Below are 19,304 nucleotides of genomic sequence, written 5' to 3' on the forward strand. Positions count from 1 at the left end.
AGGGAGCGGGCCGCGCCAGTCTGTGAGGTGGGGAAGCGTCCCCTAGTACGGGCGCTGCATCCGGCGGCGCCACCAGCCGAACCCGGTGCCGATCAGCAGCACGCCCGCCGCACCCGCGGCCGCCGATCCCGCGATCAGCGTCGTGTTGCTGCCGCCGGAGCCGGGCAGGGCGTCACCGAGCGCGCTCTTCGTGGTGCTGCCGCTGCCGCTGCCGGTGCCCTTGGCGAGCGGACCGCGCGACCCGGAGGTCGGCTCGGCCACGTACGGGAAGTACTTCTCGAAGTTCTTGTCGTTCTTGTCGACCGCGTCGCCCAGGTCGTTCTTGGAACCGACCAGTTCGCCCTCCATGACCTGGAGCGCCTCGTCGATGACGTCGTCGGTGAGGCGGCGCCCGTTCGGGAAGCCCGCGTTGTCACCGTCCAGCACACCGAGCCGCTTGGGCTTGGCGGTGGGCTTGATGGACGTGTTCAGGCGGAGCATCTCCGACGGAGTGGCGTACGGCTGGAGGGTGTTGAGGCCCTTGACGCCCGTGAGGAACACGCTGACGAGGTCGTTGCGGGGTTCCTTCGGCGCCTTGATGTGGTAGATCGCCTCGATGAGCTTGGGCAGTTCCGGGTTGGTGACGTTCTTCAGGAACTGCGCGTCGTCCTTGGGCTGGGACGCGTTGAACTTGTCCTTGTCCTTCTGCGGGTTGACGACCTCGTTGACCAGCGGGTTGCCCAGGCGCGAGACCTGCGTGTAGTAGCCCTGGGCGTTCCGGCGCTGGGTCGTCGCGTAGATGCCGACGGTCGGACGTGACGCCGACTGCCGGATCAGGTCGTTCGGCACCTGGAGGGCGATCGTGTTGACGTTGTAGCCCTTGAGGGTGTCGTTGCCGACCTCGGAGAGGTTGCCGCCGTACAGCAGGTCGAAGACGCGCAGGTCGGCGAAGAACGGGTCGTCGGCCTGGCCAGCGAAGGTCGCGCCGCCGTTGGTGGTCTTGTAGATGGCCTGGGAGCGCAGCTTCGCGTAGTCCGGCATCGACGCCTTGCCGACGTCCGACGGGGCCGCCGGGATGTCGCTGGCGATCCTCGACGTGTACTGCTGCTTGCCGTTCTTGAGCTTGATGAGGTCGAGGTTGTACGACTGCGTGACGTTCAGGTCCGGGTCGGTCAGGTTGTCGACCACACCCGTGTTGTAGAGGAACGTCTTCTTGTTCTTGATCTGTGTCTTGAAGGTGTAACGGAAGATCAGGTCGTCCTTCGCGTCACCGTTGTTGTCGATGTGGATGTCGTACTGGGCGTCGTCCGCGAACTGGTAGAAGTTCGGGCCGCCCGCCGGCTCCTCGAAGGGGATGTAGTCCGACACGATCGTGGTGGTGTCGGGCTTGTCCGGGCTGACGAACGCGTACAGGTCCGTGTTGTCGTACTGCGGGGTCCCCGAGATGAGGGGGGCTTCCCGGTGGGAGGAGGCAGCGGCCACCCCCGGTTCCAGCGCGGCGACGCTGGCGGCTGTGATTCCGCCGGTGGCCAGTGCCCCACAGATGAGGGTGACAAGGCCCTTGCGCCGCGCACCGCTCCTGGAGATTTGAGGTGTCATGCCGTCCGTCCCTCGGTCCCAACTTGCTTGACGGACGGGTATACGGACCCGGAGGGCCGTTTGGATTGGTCGAAAGAAAAAAATCTTTTCTTCCTGCTCGACCCGCGTTTTTGCCCCCCGCTTACGTACCTCTGCCGGAGGTGCGTCCAGGTGCGAATGCGTGATACGGGAGGACGGGCCGGGTGCGGCCACAGGAGGAGGGACGGGGTGGAGGCGGACCAACTGCTGGTGCTCGTCGCCGGTGGCGACCAGAAGGCGTTCGAGGACCTCTACGGTCTGGTCTCCGGTCCGGTGTTCGGACTCGTACGGCGCGTGGTCCGCGATCCCGCCCAGTCGGAGGAGGTGGCCCAGGAGGTGCTCCTCGAACTCTGGCGCTCGGCACCCAAGTTCGATCCCGGTCGGGGCAGTGCCCTCTCCTGGATCCTCACCCTCGCCCACCGCCGCGCCGTCGACCGGGTGCGCAGCGCCCGCGCGGCCGGCGAACGCGAACAGCGCGAGGCCCTGCGCGCCGGCGAAACCGCCTTCGACCAGGTCGCCGAAACGGTGGAGGCCGGTCTGGAACGCGAATGGGTGCGCCGCTGCCTGGACCGGCTCACCGCCCTGCAGCGCCAGTCCGTGACCCTCGCCTACTACGACGGCTACACGTACCGTGAGGTCGCCGAGCGGCTCAAGCTGCCGCTGGGCACGGTCAAGACCCGGATGCGCGACGGACTCAGCCGGCTGCGCGACTGCCTCGGAGGTGTGGCGTGAGCCTGGTCGGCCGCCTGCTGCACCGCGAGGACCTGCACTCCCTGGCGGCGCCCTACGCCCTGGACGCCCTGGAGCCCGGCGAGCGGCGCCGCTTCGAGAAGCACCTCAAGGGCTGCGACCGGTGCGCCGAGGAGGTGCAGGCGCTGACCGAGGACGCGGTACGGCTCGCCTGGTCGACGGCCGCCCCGCCGCCCCTCGCGATGCGCGACCGGGTGCTGGCCGCCGTCCGCGCCACCCCGCAGGAGCCGGCCCCGGGCCGGGAGCGCGTCCCCAGTCTGCCGCCGCACGTCTGGGGCGTGCAGCCGCCGCCGAAGCGCCGGCGGCCGCGCCCCGTGTTCGTGCCGTTCGCCACCGCCACGGCCGCCGCCGCGCTGGTCGTCGCCTCGCTGTTCGCGGTGCAGGCCGGGCGGACGCAGGACCGGCTCGACGCCGAGCGTGCCCAGTCGCGTGAGATCGCCCACGTTCTGAGCGCGCCCGACGCCCGCGCGGTCGGCGCCGAGGACGCGCAGGGCCGAAGTATCGGAGCGGTCGCGTCCGTTTCGGAGGGGCAGGTGATCGTCACGCTCAGCGGATACGGCGCGCTGCCGAACGGGCGCGTGCATCAACTCTGGCTGATGCGCCCCCGTGCGCAACCGCGCTCCCTGGGCCTTTTCCAGGCCGACACGCCCCTGGTGGCCACGGGTCTGGTCAAATCCGCGACGTCACTCGCCGTGACCGTCGAGCCTGCCGGTGGGTCAGCGCAACCCACCAGCCAGCCAGTTGTCCAACTCGCCCTGAAATCGGTCGGATTCGGAGAGTGATCGAAGAGGGGTCGTCAACACCCTTGCGGGGAAGGTGAATCCTGTGACCGCGATACACGGGTGCCCCAACGGGGCGATAGGGTTACCCTGCCCGGGCCGGGTGGACTCGTACGGGTGGGGAGTGACATGGAGCAGATAACACGCAGCAGGGCGAGGGTCCCTGCGATCACCTGCGGGAGCAGCGCGACCAGTTCGCGCCTCGACCGCCATCTGTCGGTGCTGGCGGGTCCCGCCATACCGCAGCAGCAGGCGGTCGAGGCGACGTCTCTGATGCGTGAGCTGACCGCGCGGGCACCCGCACAGCGCAGCGACCGGGGCGCACGGGTCAGCCGTGTCTCGCTCTTCGCACCGCTGCGCAGGCTGCGCCGTTCGCTGTTCGGCGGCAACCGGCACTGACCGCAAGGCCCGCGCTCAGGCGACCACACCGTCCCGGCGCAGCGCTGCTGACTCGGCGTCCGTCATCCCCACGGCACGCAGCAGCGCCTCGGTGTGCTGCCCGAGCGCGGGCACGTCACCCATCCGTGCCCCGTCCCCGCCGGGCAGCGTGATGGGCGGCAGCAGCGCGCGCAGCGGCCCGACCGGTGACCCCACTTCCCGCCACCGCTCCCGGGCCGCCAGTTGCGGATGCTCCGCCAGCTCCGTCAGGTCCCGCAGCCGCGCGCACGCGATGCCCGCCGCCTCCAGCCGCGCCAGCGCCTCCTCGGCGCCGAGCGCCCCGAGGGCCCTGCCCACCAGTTCGTCGGTGCGCGCCCGGTTCGCCACCCGCGCCGCGTTCGTCGCGAACCCCGGATCCTCCCCCAGCTCCGGCCGCCCCAGAACCCGCTCGGCCAGCCGCCGCCACTCCCGGTCGTTCTGCACCGACACCAGCACCCGGGCGCCGTCCGCGGTCGGATAGGCGTCGTACGGCGCGATCACCGCGTGCGCGAGGCCGGTGCGCTCCGGTGGTGTCCCGTCGTGGATCGTGTGGTGCAGCGGATGCCCCAGCCACTCGGCCAGCGCCTCCAGCATCGACACCTCCACCGGCCCGCCCCGCCCGGTCGTACCGCGCCGCACCAGTGCCGCGAGGACGCCCGAGAAGGCGTACATGGCCGCCGCGATGTCCGCCGCCGGGATCCCCGCCTTGACCGGCTGCTCCGGCGTCCCGGTCACCGACACCAGCCCCGCCTCGCACTGCACGAGCATGTCGTACGCGCGTCTGCCCGCGTACGGCCCCGACGCGCCGTACCCCGAGATGTCGACGGCGACCAGACGGGGGTGGGCGGCGCACAGCGTGGCCGCGTCCAGCCCGAGCCGGGCCGCGGCACCGTGCGCCAGGTTCTGCACGAAGACGTCGGCATCCGCGACGAGCCGGCGCACGACGTCCGCGCCGCGCGGGTCCTTCAGGTCCACCGCGATGGACTCCTTGCCCCGGTTGCACCACACGAAGTGCGAGGCGAGCCCGCGCGCGGCGGTGTCGTAGGCGCGCGCGAAGTCGCCGCCGTCGACGCGTTCCACCTTGATGACGCGGGCGCCGAGGTCGGCGAGCTGCCGGGTGGCGAACGGCGCGGCCACGGCCTGCTCGACGGCGACGACGGTGATGCCCTCCAGGGGCAGCGGGAGACGGTCCATGGCCCGGATCATGTCCCGCGACCGGCCGATCTGTCAGCAGCGCCCGTGACGGCAAAGGAATCCGGGACCGGTCAGAGCAGCGTCAGCTGACCCGCCGGACCCTCCTCGGGGTGCTCCAGGACCGACGCCGGTCCCCGGGACGCGTCCGGGGGCGGGAGCACGCCCGCCGCCCTCAGTTCCGTCGCCGTGATCGGCGCGCCGGTCTCCAACTCGTCCCGCCGGGACCGCACGTCCGTCAGCAGGGCCAGGACCGTGATCAGTTCCAGGAGTTCCGACGTCCAGGACTGGGACCAGGCCGCCGGTACGATCGCCGCCAGCGTCCCGGGGGCGCCCGGCTCCGCCGTCCGCGCCGCGAACCACGCCTGAAGGACACGAGTTTCGCCCGTCCGGAAGTCCCAGGCCTCCGGGGGGACCGGCGAGATGCGGCCCTCGTCGATGTGGAGGGCCTCCTCTTCGGGGTCGTAGCGGATCGTGAGGGGGCGGGACGGCAGCGGGGCCCGGACGTAGGGGCGGCGGCCGCCGGGGAGCTTGGGGCGCTCGCCGTGCCGGCGGAGCAGCCAGAGGGCGCGGTGGCCCAGCTCCACGCCGTGGGACCAGAGGCCGGGGTCCTCGGTGAGCGGGACGGTGAGGTCGGCGCGGACCGTCGCCAGGGTCCAGGCGAGGAGGTCCGGGGGAGTGGCGGTGCGGCCCAGCCGGCCGGTCAGGTGGTCCAGCAGGCCGGGGGCCAGGTTGGGTTCCGCGCCGCCGGGGCGCCGGTACAGCGGGCGGATGCGGCCCGCGCGCAGGGTCGGCAGCAGGGAGGTCGCCAGCAGGGGCAGGCCGTCCGCCGACTCCGCCGACTCCACCGCGAAGACCTGGTGGTCGTCGGCCACCCGCCACAGCTCCGGACGGGCCGTGTCGAGCAGGCGGTGGTCCGGGATCAGCCACTGTTCGTCGAAGGGGGCGGACAGGACGCGGACCGGGTCCGGGAACGGGTCCGCGGCCTGTGCCAGCCTCTCCGTGCCGGTCGGCTGCCCGGGGAGCTGGGGCACCGCCGAGCGGACCGTCCGGGCGCGCGTCGGCTCGAACAGGGTCTCCCGTTCGGGGCCGTCGGCTCTGAGGAGGGTCTCCCAGCGGCTCTTCAGGGTTGCCGGGTCCGGGGCCGTCGGCCACCCCCGGCCGAGCCGTAGTGGTGCGACGGACCACGGCATGAGGTCCGCGAGCGGCGGAGCGTCGTCGCGCGTCACGCCCGGCATCGTACGACGACTTCAGGGGGCGTCGAGCGTGACCGTGAAGGAGAAACGGTCCCCCCGGTACTGGATGACCGCCAGGTCCAGGACCCGGTCGGCGGTGTCGTAGATGACGCCCGTGTAGTGCAGGATCGGGCTGAGGAGCGGTACTCGGAGCAGCCGGGCCGTCTCCGGGTCGGCCAGCCGCGCCTCGACCGTGTCCGTGATGCGGCTGATCTCCGCGCCCACGACGTCCCGGAGCACCTTGGTCATCGGCCACCGGACCAGGTCCTCCGGGGCGATGCGCTCGGCGAGTTCGGGGCGGACGTGGTTGCGGGCGTGGTTGGTCGGCTCACCCGTCTGTTCGTCGCTGCGCAGCCGGTGGTAGGCCGTCACCTCCGCGAGATCCGGGAAGAACTCGGCGAGTTCGCCGGTCACCGGCACCGTGCCGTGGTCCAGCAGCTCCGCCGTCATGCCCGACTGCTGGGCCACGATCGCGTCCACCGAGCCGAGGAGCCGGACCGGGGAGCCCCGCCGGGCGTCCGGTTCGATGAACGTGCCGCGGCGGCGGTGCCGGCTGATCAGGCCCTCGTCCTCCAGCTCCTTCAGCGCCTGCCGCATGGTCAGCACGCTCACGCCGTAGTGCTCCGCCAGCCTCTCCTCGGTGGGCAGCCGGAGCGGGTCCCGGGGCGAGCGGCCGAGTATCGAGGCGCGCAGCGACTGCGACACCTGGTACCAGAGCGGCAGCTTGCGGTTCAGGACGATCGAGTCCGGGGCGAAGGAGGTCACGGGCCATCCGTACCGTCGGCGGATCTTCAGTGCAAGGGGCGGAAGTGGCGTTCCAGGCCCTGCCAGACGTCGTCGTAGCGCCGCTGGAGGTGTTCGGCGGTCGCCGCCTGCGGGGTGAGGGTCAGCGGCCAGCGGGTCTCGAACATGAACGCCAGGCCGTCCGCCACCTTCTGGGGCCGCAGCTCGGCCGTGCTCGCCCGGTCGAAGGTCTCCCGGTCCGGGCCGTGCGCCGACATCATGTTGTGCAGCGAGCCACCGCCCGGCACGAAGCCCTCCGCCTTCGCGTCGTAGGCGCCCTCGATCAGGCCCATGTACTCGCTCATCACGTTCCGGTGGAAGTACGGCGGCCGGAAGGTGTTCTCGCCCACCAGCCAACGCGGGGCGAAGACCACGAAGTCGACGCCCGCCAGGCCGGGGGTGTCGGACGGGGAGGTCAGCACGGTGAAGATCGACGGGTCGGGGTGGTCGTACGAGATGCTGCCGAGCACGTTGAAACGGCGGAGGTCGTAGACATAGGGCACATGGGTGCCGTGCCAGGCGACCACGTCCAGGGGGGAGTGGTCGTAGGTGGCGGTCCACAGGTTCCCGCAGAACTTGTTGACCACCTCCACCGGGCCCGGCGCGTCCTCGTAGGCGGCGACGGGGGCCAGGAAGTCCCGGGCGTTGGCGAGGCCGTTGGCGCCGATCGGGCCGAGGTCGGGGAGCCGGAAGGGGGCGCCGTAGTTCTCGCACACGTAGCCCCGGGCCGAAGCGTCCAGCAGCTCCACACGGAAGCGGACACCCCGGGGGATCAGCGCCACGTGGGCCGGTTCCACCCGCAGGAGACCGAACTCCGTGTGCAGCAGCAGGCCGCCGTGCTCCGGGACGATCAGCAGTTCGCCGTCCGCGTCGGAGAAGACCCGCTCCATCGAGGCGTCGGCGTGGTAGAGGTGCACGGCCATGCCGGTGCGCTGGGTCGCGTCGCCGTTGCCGCCCAGGGTCCACAGGCCGGCGAGGAAGTCCGTGCCCTCCGGGGGCGGGGGCAGGGGGTTCCAGCGCAGCCGGTTCGGGTCGGCCGCGAGGTCCGTGAACGGGGCGGTGCGCACCGCCCCGTTGTCGGCGACCCGGGTGAACGCCGGGTGGGCGGCCGAGGGGTGGATCCGGTAGAGCCAGGAGCGGCGGTTGTGGGCCCGCGGCTCGGTGAAGGCCGTACCGCTGAGCTGTTCCGCGTACAGGCCGAGCGGGGCGCGCTGCGGGGAGTTGCGGCCCTCGGGCAGGGCGCCCGGCACCGCCTCCGAGGAGTGCTCGTTGCCGAACCCGGAGAGGTACGCCAGTTGCTCGGCGGTCTTCCGGGCCTCCGCGCGCCCGGACCCGTCCGCGCCGGAGGTGACCCCGTCGCCCATGATCGCTCCCTCAACCTGCCGGCCGTCGATTCCTATGCATCACCGTAGGATTGCGCGGAGCTCCGTGCAAGAGGGTCCGGGATCATCCCCGAGGAGGGTGGGAACCCGACTTCAGGGGGATCCGGCCGGCGGCCCGCTGTTCTACGCTCCCCGGCATGTGGTCGAAGCGTGGACTGCCGGGCGGACTCGCGGTCCCCGCGTTGCTGCTGGTCGCGGCGGCGGGGTGCGGGATCGGGGAGGCGCACCAGCGGCCGGGGACGGGGTCGCCCGCACCGGTGGGCAAGATCCTGGACGACACGGACGAGAGCGGGCGCCACTACCGGGAGATCGGCAGGAAGCAGGCGCCCCAGGTGGACACCGAGGTCACCCCGGACCCGGCCGGCGGCTGGGACGTCCGGCTCGACCTGCACCGCTTCCGGCTCTCCCCGGCCGGCGCCGGGGCGGCCGCGGTGGCCGGGCACGGCCTCGCCTACCTCTTCGTGGACGGCGGCCTGGTGACCCGGCTGCGCACCTCGGCGTACCACCTCCCGGCCGGACTCGTCCCGCACGGCACCCACCACGTCACCGCCCGGCTCTACGCGGACGACGGCACGGTGTGGGCGGTGCAGGGCAAGCCGGTGGAGAGCACGGCGGACGTCACGGCGTCCGGCGCCGAGACGACGACCCCGTCGGCGGGGACCCCCACGGCGAACGGCGCCCCCACGGGATGAGCGTCCCCGCGTTCCGCCGCCGTTGCGGGGGGCGAGCTTCACCTGATTCTTACGGAAGGGCATCATGAAGCCGTGCCCCCAGCGACCCCGCTCCGTAAAGCGCCCGTTCAGCGCCGCAGCGCCGAACGGCTGACCAGGATCCTCGACGCCTGCGCCGACCTCCTCGACGAGGTGGGCTACGACGAGCTGAGCACCCGGGCCGTCGCGGTGCGCGCCGGGGTGCCCATCGGCTCGGTGTACCGCTTCTTCGGCAACAAGCGGCAGATGGCCGACGCCCTCGCGCTGCGCAACCTGGAGCGCTACACCGAGCGGGTCACGGAGCGGCTGAAGGACGCGCCGAGGGGCGACTGGCGCACCGCGATGGACGCGGTGCTCGACGAGTACCTGGCGATGAAGCGCACCGCCCCGGGCTTCTCGCTCGTCGACTTCGGCAACCAGATCCCGGTCGGCGACCGCCACGCGGAACCGAACCACAGGGTCGCGGACCGCCTGACCGACCTGCTCGCCGCCTACCTGGGCCGCTCCCCGGACGACGTGCTGCGCCGCACGTTCCTGGTCGCGGTGGAGACGGCCGACACCCTGGTCCACCTGTCCTTCCGGATGGCCCCGGAGGGCGACGAGGCGATCATCGCGGAAACCCGGGAGCTGCTGCGGGCGTACCTCGCCCGAGTCCTGGACTGACGGTCCCCACGAACGCCCCGCGCCCGAAGCGCAACACCCCTCCCTCATCGGCATACCGCCCGGTATGCTCGCCCCGAGTACGGCCGCCCCCCGTCGCCGCAGCCTCCCGGAGGCCCCGCATGCCCCGCACCGCCCTGCGTATCTGCCCCCTCTGCGAGGCGACCTGCGGCCTCACCCTCACCATCGAGGGCACCCGCGTCACCAGCGCCCGAGGCGACCGCGACGACGTCTTCAGCAAGGGCTTCATCTGCCCGAAGGGCGCCTCCTTCGGCGCCGTGGACGCCGACCCCGACCGCCTGCGCACCCCCCTCGTCCGCAGGGACGGCGAACTGCGCGAGGCCACCTGGGCGGAGGCCTTCGACGCGGTCGCCGCCGGAATCAGGCCCGTCGTCGAGCGGTACGGCGCCCACTCCGTCGGCGTCGTCCTCGGCAACCCCAACGTGCACACCGTGGCCGGCGCCCTCTACCCCCAGGTGCTGCTCGCCACCCTCGGCACCCGCAGCGTCTTCACCGCGTCCACGGTCGACCAGATGCCCAAGCACGTCTCCAGCGGCCTGCTCTTCGGCGACGCCAACGCGATACCGGTGCCCGACCTGGACCGCACCGACCACCTCCTCCTCATCGGCGCCAACCCCCTGGAGTCCAACGGGAGTCTGTGCACCGCCCCCGACTTCCCCGGCAAGCTGAAGGCGCTCAGGGCCCGCGGCGGCACCCTCACCGTCATCGACCCGCGCCGTACCCGCACCGCCCGGCTCGCCGACCGGCACATCGCGATCCGGCCCGGCGCGGACGCCCTGTTGCTCGCCGCGCTGGCCCAGGTCCTCTTCACGGAGGGCCTGGTGGACCTCGGCGACCTCGCCCCGCACGCCGAAGGCCTCGACGAACTCCGCGCGGCCCTGGGCGACTTCACCCCTGACGCGGTCGCCCCGGCCTGTGACGTGGACGCCGGCACGATCCGGGTCCTCGCCCGTGAACTCGCCGCCGCCCCCACCGCCGCCGTGTACGGCCGCATCGGCAGCTGCACCGTCCCGCACGGCACCCTCGCCAGCTGGCTGGTCGACGTCCTCAACATCCTCACCGGCAACCTCGACCGGCCCGGCGGCGCGCTCTTCCCGCAGGCCGCCACCGACCGCACCCCCCGCCCGGCGGGGCCCGGCCGCGGCTTCGCGCTCGGGCGCTGGCGCTCCCGGGTGAGCGGGCACCCGGAAGCCAAGGGCGAGTTGCCGCTCTCCGCGCTCGCCGAGGAGATCGACACCGAGACCGCCGAAGGGGAGCCGATCCGGGCACTGATCGCCGTCGCGACCAACCCGGTGCTCTCCGCGCCCGACGGCATCCGTCTCGACAAGGCCCTCGACTCCCTCGACTTCATGGTCAGCGTCGATCCCTACCTCAACGAGACCGCGCGCCACGCCGACGTCGTGCTGCCCCCGCCGCCGCCCTCGCAGAGCCCGCACCACGACTTCGCCTTCAACACCCTCGCCGTCCGCAACCAGGTCCGCTACAGCCGCCCCGCCGTGCCGCTGGAACCCGGCCGGATGGCGGAGACCGAGATCCTGGCCCGGCTGATCCTGGCGGCCGGCGGCATGCACGGCGCCGAACCGTCCGCCGTCGACGGCCTGGTCATCGGCCAGACCCTGGGCAAGGCGGTCACCGAGGCCCACTCACCCGCGCACGGCCGCGACCCGGGGGAACTCGCCGCCCTGCTCACCGGGGACACCGGCCCCGAGCGCCGGCTGGACATGATGCTGCGCCTCGGCCCCTACGGCGACGGCTTCGGCGCCCGGCCCGACGGGCTCACCCTCCAGCGGCTGCTGGCCCACCCGCACGGCATCGACCTCGGCCCCCTCGCGTCCCGCCTGCCGCAGCCGCTGAAGACGAGGAGCGGCAGGATCGAACTGCTGCCGCGGCCCATCGCCGAGGACCTGCCCCGGCTGCGCGCGGCGCTCGGCGACCGCCCCGCCGGACTCGTCCTCGTCGGCCGTCGGCACCTGCGCTCCAACAACAGCTGGATGCACAACGTGCCCGCCCTCACCGGCGGCTCCAACCGCTGCACCCTGCAGATCCACCCCGAGGACGCCGAGCGGCTCGGCGTGCGCGACGGGGCCGACGTGCGCGTCAAGGGCGCCGGGGGAGAGGTGGTCGCCCCCGCCGAGGTCACCGACGGCGTCCGCAAGGGCGTCGTCAGCCTCCCGCACGGCTGGGGCCACGACCGCCCCGGCACCCGGCTCGGCCACGCCGCGACCGTCCCCGGCGTCAACGTCAACCAGCTCCTCGACGGCAGCCTGCTCGACCCGCTGTCCGGCAACGCCGTGCTCAACGGCATCCCCGTCGAGGTGACCGCAACGCCGTGACCTGGAATTCTGCGCTTATTGCTCGCATGTCAACGTCTTGTTAACGACGTTTGACGCGACCTAACGTCGTCCGCACCGCCGGCCCTGGTGGGAGTTCAAGGGCGAACGTTAGGTGTTCCACTCATGCTGACCATCCTCGGCTTCGCCATGATCGCGACCTTCCTGGTCCTGATCATGCTGAAGAAGATGTCGCCGATCGCGGCGCTCGTGCTGATCCCCGCGCTGTTCTGCGTGTTCGTCGGCAAGGGGGCCAAGCTCGGCGACTACGTCATCGACGGCGTCACGAGCCTCGCGCCGACCGCGGCGATGCTCATGTTCGCGATCGTCTACTTCGGTGTGATGATCGACGTCGGCCTCTTCGACCCGGTCGTCAGGGGAATCCTGAGGTTCTGCAAGGCCGACCCGCTGCGGATCGTCGTCGGCACGGCCCTGCTCGCCGCGATCGTCTCCCTCGACGGCGACGGCTCCACGACCTTCATGATCACCGTCTCGGCGATGTACCCGCTGTACAAGCGGCTGAAGATGAGCCTGGTCGTGATGACCGGTGTCGCCGCCATGGCCAACGGCGTGATGAACACCCTGCCCTGGGGCGGCCCCACCGCCCGCGCCGCGACCGCGCTGAAGCTGGACGCGAGCGACATCTTCGTCCCGATGATCCCGGCGCTCGCCGTCGGCCTGCTCTTCGTCGTCGCCCTCGCCTACGTCCTGGGCCGCCGCGAGCGCAACCGGCTCGGCGTGCTGACCCTGGACGAGGCGCTGGTGGCGGAGCGGGAGACGGAGACCGTGCTGGTCGGCGCCGGGACCGGCACCGGGAAGTCCCCGGCGCTCGGGGGCGGTTCGGGTTCCGGCACCGACGCGGAGCCGCCCGGGGAGGACGAGGCCTTCCAGGGCCTGGACCCGCACCGCGACACGCTGCGCCCCCGGCTGTACTGGTTCAACGCGGCGCTCACCGTCGTCCTGCTCACCGCCATGATCATGGAGTGGCTGCCGATCCCGGTGCTGTTCCTGCTCGGCGCCGCGCTGGCGCTGACCGTCAACTTCCCGCAGATGCCGGACCAGAAGGCCCGGATCGCCGCCCACGCCGAGAACGTCCTCAACGTCTCCGGCATGGTCTTCGCCGCCGCCGTCTTCACCGGCGTCCTCCAGGGCACCGGCATGGTCGACCACATGGCCGAGTGGCTGGTCGGCAACATCCCCGACGGCATGGGCCCGCACATGGCCCTCGTCACGGGCGTGCTGAGCATCCCGCTGACCTACTTCATGTCCAACGACGGCTTCTACTTCGGCATCCTCCCGGTCCTCGCCGAGGCCGGGCAGGCCCACGGGGTCCCCGCCGTGGAGATCGCCCGCGCCTCGATCGTCGGCCAGCCGCTGCACATGTCCAGCCCGCTCGTCCCCGCCGTCTACGTCCTGGTCGGCATGGCCAAGGTCGAGTTCGGGGACCACACCCGCTTCGTCGTGAAGTGGGCCGCCCTGACATCCCTGGTGGTGCTCGGGGCAGGGATCCTGTTCGGAATCGTCTGAGCCACCCGGGCAACCCAGGGCGGGAGGACTTCACCATGGCGCCTGGCAGGAACCGCGGCTGGCTGCTCCGTCTCGTCATCGCCTTCGGCTTCGCGCAGGGGGCGGTGTCGATGGCCCGGCCCGCCGTCTCCTACCGGGCCCTCGCGCTCGGCGCCGACGAGCGGGCGGTCGGCGTCATCGCGGGTGTCTACGCGCTGCTCCCGCTGTTCGCCGCCGTGCCGCTCGGCCGCCGTACCGACCTCGGCCGCTGCGCGCCCCTGCTGCCGGCCGGCGTGGTGCTGATATCCGGCGGCTGTGCGCTCAGCGGCCTCGCCGGCTCCCTCGGGGCGATGGCCCTGTGGAGCGGGGTGATGGGCCTCGGCCACCTCTGTTTCGTGATCGGTGCCCAGTCGCTGGTGGCCCGCCAGTCCGCCGCGCACGAACAGGACCGCAACTTCGGTCACTTCACCATCGGGGCGTCGCTCGGCCAGCTGGTCGGCCCGATCGCGGCCGGTGCGCTGATCGGCGCCCCCGACATGGCGGGCAGCAGCGCGCTCGCACTCGTGGTGGCGGGCGCGGGCGCGGCCGTCGCGCTGACGTCGCTGTGGCGCATCGAGGACCGTACGGCGGTCACCTCCCGTACGGAGCGCGGCGAGCGCGTCGCGGTCGGCCGCATCCTGCGCGCCCGGGGGGTCCCGGCGGGCATGCTGATCAGTCTCTCGGTGCTGTCCGCGACCGACATCCTCACGGCGTACCTCCCGGTGGTCGGCGAGCACCGGGGGATCGCTCCGGCGGTGATCGGCGCCCTGCTGAGCGTGCGGGCCGGGGCCACGATCGCCTGCCGGCTGGTTCTCACGCCGCTGCTGAGGTGGCTGGGCCGGCCGGTGCTGCTGAGCGTGACGTGTCTCCTGGCGGCGGTGCTGTGTGCGGGGATCGCGCTGCCGGTGCCGTTGTGGGTGCTCGGGCTGATGCTCGGCGTGCTCGGGTTCTGCCTGGGTGTCGGGCAGCCGCTGTCGATGACGACGGTCGTGCAGGCGGCGCCGGACGGTGCCCGGTCCACGGCGCTGGCCCTGCGGCTGACCGGGAACCGGCTGGGGCAGGTGGCGGCGCCGGCCGCGGCGGGTCTGGTGGCGGGGGTCACGGGGGCGGCCGCGCCGTTCCTGATGCTGGGGGCGTTGCTGCTGTTGTCGGCGGGAGTGGCGGTGCGCTCTCCGGGAGCCGTGGGGCCGTCCGGGGAGGAGGGTGCGATGCCGCGCACGACGCGCGGGCGCCCGGTGTTGCGCCGCCCGGGCGATATCTGACGGCGCGTCGGGCCTCGATGGCGTGGGCCGCGGGGTGGGTGAGTGATAGTCCAGGCGAAAGGTCGATTTGTATGAAAATCGTCTAACTTGGAGGAGCTTGCATGCCCACCCTCACACTTCCACGCTCCGCCGGTTCCCGTGCGGGTGCCACCGTCGTCCTCACCGCCCTCGCCGCGGCGGGCGCGTCCTGGGTGGCGGCGCCGAACGCGGTGGCCCAAGGGGAGAACGGCGACATCAGGATCCACCGGGTGGGCGTGCCCTTCGGCGTCTCCAAGGACGACCCGGTGGTCTGCCGGTTCTACCTCGACGCCGTCAACTTCGACGTCCTGCCCGCCATCGCCTACACCATCACCCCGCAGCCGCCACTGCCCACCGCCGCCACCGTCGCGGGCACCATCCAGCTCGCCGGAGGCGCCGGTCACACCGATCCGCTGGGGCTGGCGGACGGGCAGTACCGGCTCACCTGGGTGGTGGCCGGCGCGTTGAAGGAGAAGGTCTTCCGGCTCAACTGCCACGACGGCAAGGAGGACGGGGCGCCGGGCCAGAACGGCCCCAACGGGCAGAACGGCCCCAACGGGCAGAACGGTCAGAACGATCAGAACGGCCACAACGGCCAGATCGAGGACAACCAGCACAACGACGCGAGCTGGGGCAAGGGCGACGACCACAACGGCCCGCAGGGCGGTGTGCACGCCGGCGGCGGCGGTCTCGTCGACACGGCGGCCGCGTTCTCGCCCGTGGCCGCGGCCGCGGCCGTGGGTCTGGTCGCGGCCAGTGGCGTGGCGTACGTCCGGCTGATCCGCCGTCGGCCCAATGGCGCCGCGTAGGCGCAGACGCAGGCCCTGGTACCGGACCCGCGCCTACCGCCTCGCCAGGACGGCCCTGTTGGTGATGGCTTTGGTGACGCTGGTCCGGTGCGGGGGGCACGACGACGGATCGGGCGGCCGGGACGCCGTGGCGGGCGCGCAGTCCGACGGGGCCCGCACGGCGGCCAGGCCGCTGCCGCCGCCCCGCCCGCTGCCCAGGTCCCGGCCGACGTCGATGCGCATCCCGTCCCTGGGCGTCGACGCACCGGTCACCGGCGTCCGGCTCGACAGGGGGCGGCAGCTGGAGACCCCGCCCGTCGACAAGCCGAAGCTGATCGGCTGGTACCAGGGGGGCGCCACGCCGGGCGAGTCCGGCCTCGCGGTCGCCGTCGGCCACCGCGACACCAGAACCGGACCCGCGGTCTTCGCGGCGCTCGCCCAGGTGCAGCCCGGCAAACGGATCGAGGCCAGCCGCGCGGACGGGCGGACCGCCGTCTACACGGTGGACCGGGTGAAGGTCTACGACAAGGCCGGGTTCCCCGACAAGGAGGTGTACGGCCCGACCCGCCGCCCGGAACTCCGCGTGATCACCTGCGGTGGCCTCTTCAGCCGCCGGACCGGCTACACCAGCAACGTGGTGGTCTTCGCCCACCTGACCGCGACGGAATGACCACGCGGTACGGGCCCCCACGAGTGAACCCGGCGGGAAACCGGTGGCAGGGCCGACCGAACCCCCTAAGAAGGGGAGATGCGCACGCAACCTCTCCGTGACCGGTCGGCCCTCGCCCTGGCCGGGCTGCTGCTCGCCGGCGCCCCCACCGCCTACACGGCACTGGCCGACGGCCGCCCCGCCGCCGCGCCCGCGCGCGGCGAGCCGTACCTGGAGACCCGGCTGTTCTTCGGCACCGCCCGCCCCGACGGTGGACCGGCCGTCACCGACCGGCAGTTCACCGCCTTCGTCGACAAGGAGGTCACCCCGGACTTCCCCGACGGTCTCACCGTGCAGAACGGGCGCGGACAATGGCGGGACGCGCACGGGACCATCGAGAAGGAACGGTCGTACGAACTGATCCTGCTGTATCCCGAGTCGGCGGCGAAGGACGGCGACCGGAAGATCGAGGAGATCCGGCGGGCCTACGAGAAGACCTTCGCGCAGGAGAGCGTGGGCAGGGTGGACGCCCACGCCCGGGTCGACTTCTGACGCCGTCCGCCCCGGCCCGGGCCATGTCTGCGCGGGCCATGTCTGGCGCGCTAAAACTATCGCCGCTAGTTTGTGAGGCGGAGATCCGGCCCGCCAGGAGGAAGCAGCATGAAGGCACACGACGGCCTGTACATCGACGGCGCGTGGCGCGCCGCCGAGAGCCGGGACGTGATCGAGGTCGTCAACCCGGCCGACGAGCAGGTCATCGGCCGGGTCCCGGCGGGTGGTGTGCTCGACGTCGACACCGCCGTGCGCGCCGCCCGCGCCGCCCTGCCGGCCTGGGCCGCCACCCCGCCCGCCGACCGGGCCGCCCGGCTCGCAGCGCTGCGCGACGTCCTGGCGGCCCGCAAGGACGAGATCGCCGAGACGGTCGGCGCGGAGCTGGGCGCGCCGCCGAAGTTCTCCCGGGCCGTGCACGCGGCCGTGCCGATCGCGGTCGCGGGCTCCTACGCCGAACTGGCCGCCACCCATACCTTCGAGGAGAAGGTCGGCAACTCGACCGTCTACCAGGAGCCGGTCGGGGTGGTCGGCGCGATCACCCCCTGGAACTACCCGCTGCACCAGATCGTCGCGAAGGCGGCCCCGGCGCTCGCCGCCGGCTGCACGGTCGTCCTCAAGCCCGCCGAGAACACCCCGCTCACCGCCCAGCTGTTCGCGGAGGCGGTGCACGAAGCGGGCTTCCCCGCCGGTGTGTTCAACCTGGTCACCGGCCTCGGCCCGGTCGCCGGTCAGGCGCTCGCCGAGCACCCCGGCGTCGACCTGGTCTCCTTCACCGGCTCCACGGCCGTCGGCAGGCGGATCGGCGCGACCGCCGGGGCCGCGGTCAAGAAGGTGGCCCTGGAACTGGGCGGCAAGTCCGCGAACGTCATCCTCCCGAGCGCCGACCTGGCCAGGGCCGTCAACGTCGGGGTGGCCAACGTGATGTCCAACTCGGGCCAGACGTGCAGCGCCTGGACGCGGATGCTGGTGCACTCCGGACAGTACGACGAGGCGGTGCAGCTGGCCGCGGCCGCCGCCACCACCTACGGGGAGCGGATCGGTCCCGTCGTCAGTGCCGAGCAGCGGGCGCGGGTGCGCGGTTACATCGAGAAGGGCATCGCGGAGGGCGCCCGGCTGGTGGCGGGCGGCCCCGAATCCCCCCGCGAGCAGGGTTACTTCGTGCAACCGACGGTCTTCGCCGACGTCACGCCCGAGATGACGATCGCGCAGGAGGAGATCTTCGGCCCGGTCCTGTCGATCCTGCGCTACGAGAACGAGGAGGACGCCCTGCGCATCGCCAACGGTACGGTCTACGGCCTCGCGGGCGCGGTCTGGGCCGGGGACGAGGAGGAGGCGGTGGCCTTCGCCCGGCGGATGGAGACCGGGCAGGTCGACATCAACGGCGGGCGGTTCAACCCCCTCGCCCCGTTCGGCGGTTACAAGCAGTCGGGTGTCGGCCGCGAACTCGGCGCGCACGGTCTCACCGAGTACCTCCAGACCAAGTCCCTGCAGTTCTGAGGAGATCGCACCGATGGCTTCCCAGGTCCGCGCCGCCGTACTGCCCGCCGTGGGCGCTCCGCTGACGGTCACCGGGATCGAGCTCCCGGACCCCGGCCCCGGACAGGTCCGCGTCCGGCTCGCCGCCGCCGGTGTCTGCCACTCCGACCTCTCCCTCTCCGACGGCACCATGCGGGTGCCGGTCCCGGCGGTCCTCGGCCACGAGGGCGCGGGCACCGTGGCCGCCGTGGGCGAGGGTGTCACCCGGCTGGCACCCGGCGACCCCGTCGTCCTCAACTGGGCGCCCTCCTGCGGGAGCTGCCACGCCTGCACGCTCGGCGAGGTCTGGCTCTGCGCCAACGCCCTGAACGGCTCCGCCGACATCCACGCCCGTACGGCGGACGGCACCGACCTGCACCCCGGCCTGAACGTGGCGGCCTTCGCCGAGGAGACCGTGGTCGCCGAGTCCTGTGTCCTCCCGCTGCCGGCCGGCGTCCCGCTCACCGACGCGGCCCTCCTCGGCTGCGCGGTCCTCACGGGCTACGGCGCCGTCCACAACGCGGCGCGCGTGCGCGAGGGCGAGACCGTCGCCGTCTTCGGCGTCGGCGGGGTCGGCCTGGCCACCGTCCAGGCGGCCCGGATCGCGGGCGCGTCCAGGATCGTCGCCGTGGACGTGTCGGCGGCGAAGGAGGACCTGGCGCGGGCGGCGGGCGCCACGGACTACGTGGTCGCCTCCGACACCACGCCCCGCGCGATCCGCGCCCTCACCGGGAAACAGGGCGTCGACGTCGCCGTGGAGTGCGCCGGCCGCGCGGTCAGCATCCGCGCGGCCTGGGAGTCCACCCGCCGGGGCGGCCGTACGACCGTGGTCGGCATCGGCGGCAGGACGGAACAGGTCACCTTCAACGCCCTGGAGCTCTTCCACTGGGGCCGCACCCTCTCCGGCTGCGTCTACGGCAACTCCGATCCCGCCCGCGATCTGCCGGTGCTCGCCGAGCACGTCCGGGCGGGCCGCCTGGACCTGGGCGCGCTGGTCACGGAACGGATCACCCTGGAGGACATCCCGGACGCCTTCGAGAACATGCTCGCCGGCAAGGGCGGCCGGGCGCTGGTGGTGTTCTGAGCGGCCGGTTCGGTGCCGGCCCGCAGCCGGCGCCGAC

The 19,304-nt window shown here is 72.7% G+C and carries 18 protein-coding genes; 13 read left to right on the forward strand and 5 right to left on the reverse strand.

Annotated features, from left to right (window positions below; all coding sequences use genetic code 11):
• Window positions 1–42: 42 nt before the first annotated feature.
• A complete protein-coding gene (locus tag ACZ3KP_RS19620; protein WP_467501035.1) occupies window positions 43–1,578 on the reverse strand; it encodes a DUF4331 domain-containing protein in 1,536 nt (511 codons plus the stop codon).
• 207 nt (window positions 1,579–1,785) lie between these two features.
• On the opposite strand from ACZ3KP_RS19620, the gene ACZ3KP_RS19625 reads away from it, so the two are divergent.
• The 3 genes from ACZ3KP_RS19625 to ACZ3KP_RS19635 all read left to right on the forward strand — a co-directional run bounded on the left by ACZ3KP_RS19625 (window position 1,786) and on the right by ACZ3KP_RS19635 (window position 3,524).
• The gene (locus ACZ3KP_RS19625) at window positions 1,786–2,328 is read left to right on the forward strand and encodes a sigma-70 family RNA polymerase sigma factor (RefSeq protein WP_358977444.1); all 543 of its coding nucleotides are present in this window, start codon (window positions 1,786–1,788) and stop codon (window positions 2,326–2,328) included.
• Complete coding sequence (locus ACZ3KP_RS19630; RefSeq protein ID WP_467501036.1) at window positions 2,325–3,128, forward strand: anti-sigma factor; 804 nt, start codon at window positions 2,325–2,327, stop codon at window positions 3,126–3,128. The genes ACZ3KP_RS19625 and ACZ3KP_RS19630 overlap by 4 nt, the downstream gene beginning before the upstream one ends.
• A 126-nt stretch (window positions 3,129–3,254) precedes the next feature.
• The gene (locus ACZ3KP_RS19635; protein WP_467501037.1) at window positions 3,255–3,524 is read left to right on the forward strand and encodes a hypothetical protein; all 270 of its coding nucleotides are present in this window, start codon (window positions 3,255–3,257) and stop codon (window positions 3,522–3,524) included.
• A gap of 15 nt (window positions 3,525–3,539) precedes the next feature.
• Here the strand turns inward: ACZ3KP_RS19635 and ACZ3KP_RS19640 are convergent, their stop codons facing one another.
• The 4 genes from ACZ3KP_RS19640 to hmgA form a co-directional block, all read right to left on the reverse strand.
• Window positions 3,540–4,736, reverse strand: a complete 1,197-nt coding sequence (locus ACZ3KP_RS19640) for a CaiB/BaiF CoA transferase family protein (RefSeq protein WP_467501038.1) — start codon at window positions 4,734–4,736, stop codon at window positions 3,540–3,542.
• A gap of 71 nt (window positions 4,737–4,807) precedes the next feature.
• Window positions 4,808–5,971: a type ISP restriction/modification enzyme gene (locus ACZ3KP_RS19645; protein ID WP_467501039.1), complete on the reverse strand. Its 1,164-nt coding sequence runs from the start codon at window positions 5,969–5,971 to the stop codon at window positions 4,808–4,810.
• Window positions 5,972–5,983: 12 nt separating this feature from the next.
• Complete coding sequence (locus tag ACZ3KP_RS19650; RefSeq protein WP_358977453.1) at window positions 5,984–6,733, reverse strand: GntR family transcriptional regulator; 750 nt, start codon at window positions 6,731–6,733, stop codon at window positions 5,984–5,986.
• 26 nt (window positions 6,734–6,759) lie between these two features.
• Window positions 6,760–8,115, reverse strand: a complete 1,356-nt coding sequence (gene hmgA / locus ACZ3KP_RS19655) for a homogentisate 1,2-dioxygenase (protein ID WP_467501040.1) — start codon at window positions 8,113–8,115, stop codon at window positions 6,760–6,762.
• A 155-nt stretch (window positions 8,116–8,270) separates the two neighbouring features.
• Between hmgA and ACZ3KP_RS19660 the strand changes: the two genes are divergently transcribed.
• From ACZ3KP_RS19660 to ACZ3KP_RS19705, 10 genes are all read left to right on the forward strand, one after another.
• Complete coding sequence (locus ACZ3KP_RS19660) at window positions 8,271–8,825, forward strand: hypothetical protein (protein WP_467501041.1); 555 nt, start codon at window positions 8,271–8,273, stop codon at window positions 8,823–8,825.
• A gap of 72 nt (window positions 8,826–8,897) precedes the next feature.
• On the forward strand, window positions 8,898–9,506 hold the full coding sequence (locus ACZ3KP_RS19665; protein ID WP_467501042.1) for a TetR/AcrR family transcriptional regulator: 609 nt from the start codon (window positions 8,898–8,900) through the stop codon (window positions 9,504–9,506).
• A 119-nt stretch (window positions 9,507–9,625) separates the two neighbouring features.
• Window positions 9,626–11,857, forward strand: a complete 2,232-nt coding sequence (locus ACZ3KP_RS19670; protein ID WP_467501043.1) for a molybdopterin oxidoreductase family protein — start codon at window positions 9,626–9,628, stop codon at window positions 11,855–11,857.
• A gap of 87 nt (window positions 11,858–11,944) precedes the next feature.
• Window positions 11,945–13,381, forward strand: a complete 1,437-nt coding sequence (locus tag ACZ3KP_RS19675) for a CitMHS family transporter (RefSeq protein ID WP_467501044.1) — start codon at window positions 11,945–11,947, stop codon at window positions 13,379–13,381.
• A gap of 35 nt (window positions 13,382–13,416) precedes the next feature.
• Window positions 13,417–14,661 (forward strand): MFS transporter, encoded by a 1,245-nt coding sequence (locus ACZ3KP_RS19680; RefSeq protein WP_467501045.1) that lies wholly within the window; start codon window positions 13,417–13,419, stop codon window positions 14,659–14,661.
• Between the two features lie 101 nt (window positions 14,662–14,762).
• Window positions 14,763–15,488 carry a hypothetical protein gene (locus tag ACZ3KP_RS19685; RefSeq protein ID WP_467501046.1) on the forward strand — a complete coding sequence of 242 codons (726 nt, stop codon included), beginning with the start codon at window positions 14,763–14,765 and terminating at the stop codon, window positions 15,486–15,488.
• Window positions 15,475–16,137 carry a class F sortase gene (locus ACZ3KP_RS19690; RefSeq protein ID WP_467501047.1) on the forward strand — a complete coding sequence of 221 codons (663 nt, stop codon included), beginning with the start codon at window positions 15,475–15,477 and terminating at the stop codon, window positions 16,135–16,137. Before ACZ3KP_RS19685 ends, ACZ3KP_RS19690 begins: the two co-directional genes overlap by 14 nt.
• 78 nt (window positions 16,138–16,215) lie before the next feature.
• Window positions 16,216–16,668 carry a DUF3574 domain-containing protein gene (locus ACZ3KP_RS19695; protein ID WP_467501048.1) on the forward strand — a complete coding sequence of 151 codons (453 nt, stop codon included), beginning with the start codon at window positions 16,216–16,218 and terminating at the stop codon, window positions 16,666–16,668.
• 108 nt (window positions 16,669–16,776) lie between these two features.
• Entirely contained in the window at window positions 16,777–18,165 is a 1,389-nt protein-coding gene (locus ACZ3KP_RS19700) for an aldehyde dehydrogenase family protein (protein WP_467501049.1), read from the forward strand.
• Between the two features lie 13 nt (window positions 18,166–18,178).
• Window positions 18,179–19,267, forward strand: coding sequence for a Zn-dependent alcohol dehydrogenase (locus ACZ3KP_RS19705; RefSeq protein ID WP_467501050.1), 1,089 nt, complete (start codon window positions 18,179–18,181; stop codon window positions 19,265–19,267).
• Window positions 19,268–19,304 lie beyond the last annotated feature (37 nt).

This window comes from Streptomyces sp. NPDC020958 (assembly GCF_055562175.1).

Bases quoted from the DNA above. Each gene is read 5' to 3' on its own strand.
- ACZ3KP_RS19620 (WP_467501035.1), bottom strand. From the start codon at position 1,578: ATGACACCTCAAATCTCCAGGAGCGGTGCGCGGCGCAAGGGCCTTGTC.
- ACZ3KP_RS19635 (WP_467501037.1), top strand. From the start codon at position 3,255: ATGGAGCAGATAACACGCAGCAGGGCGAGGGTCCCTGCGATCACCTGC.
- ACZ3KP_RS19640 (WP_467501038.1), bottom strand. From the start codon at position 4,736: ATGGACCGTCTCCCGCTGCCCCTGGAGGGCATCACCGTCGTCGCCGTC.
- ACZ3KP_RS19645 (WP_467501039.1), bottom strand. From the start codon at position 5,971: ATGCCGGGCGTGACGCGCGACGACGCTCCGCCGCTCGCGGACCTCATG.
- hmgA (WP_467501040.1), bottom strand. From the start codon at position 8,115: ATGGGCGACGGGGTCACCTCCGGCGCGGACGGGTCCGGGCGCGCGGAG.
- ACZ3KP_RS19660 (WP_467501041.1), top strand. From the start codon at position 8,271: ATGTGGTCGAAGCGTGGACTGCCGGGCGGACTCGCGGTCCCCGCGTTG.
- ACZ3KP_RS19670 (WP_467501043.1), top strand. From the start codon at position 9,626: ATGCCCCGCACCGCCCTGCGTATCTGCCCCCTCTGCGAGGCGACCTGC.
- ACZ3KP_RS19680 (WP_467501045.1), top strand. From the start codon at position 13,417: ATGGCGCCTGGCAGGAACCGCGGCTGGCTGCTCCGTCTCGTCATCGCC.
- ACZ3KP_RS19685 (WP_467501046.1), top strand. From the start codon at position 14,763: ATGCCCACCCTCACACTTCCACGCTCCGCCGGTTCCCGTGCGGGTGCC.
- ACZ3KP_RS19690 (WP_467501047.1), top strand. From the start codon at position 15,475: ATGGCGCCGCGTAGGCGCAGACGCAGGCCCTGGTACCGGACCCGCGCC.
- ACZ3KP_RS19695 (WP_467501048.1), top strand. From the start codon at position 16,216: ATGCGCACGCAACCTCTCCGTGACCGGTCGGCCCTCGCCCTGGCCGGG.
- ACZ3KP_RS19700 (WP_467501049.1), top strand. From the start codon at position 16,777: ATGAAGGCACACGACGGCCTGTACATCGACGGCGCGTGGCGCGCCGCC.
- ACZ3KP_RS19705 (WP_467501050.1), top strand. From the start codon at position 18,179: ATGGCTTCCCAGGTCCGCGCCGCCGTACTGCCCGCCGTGGGCGCTCCG.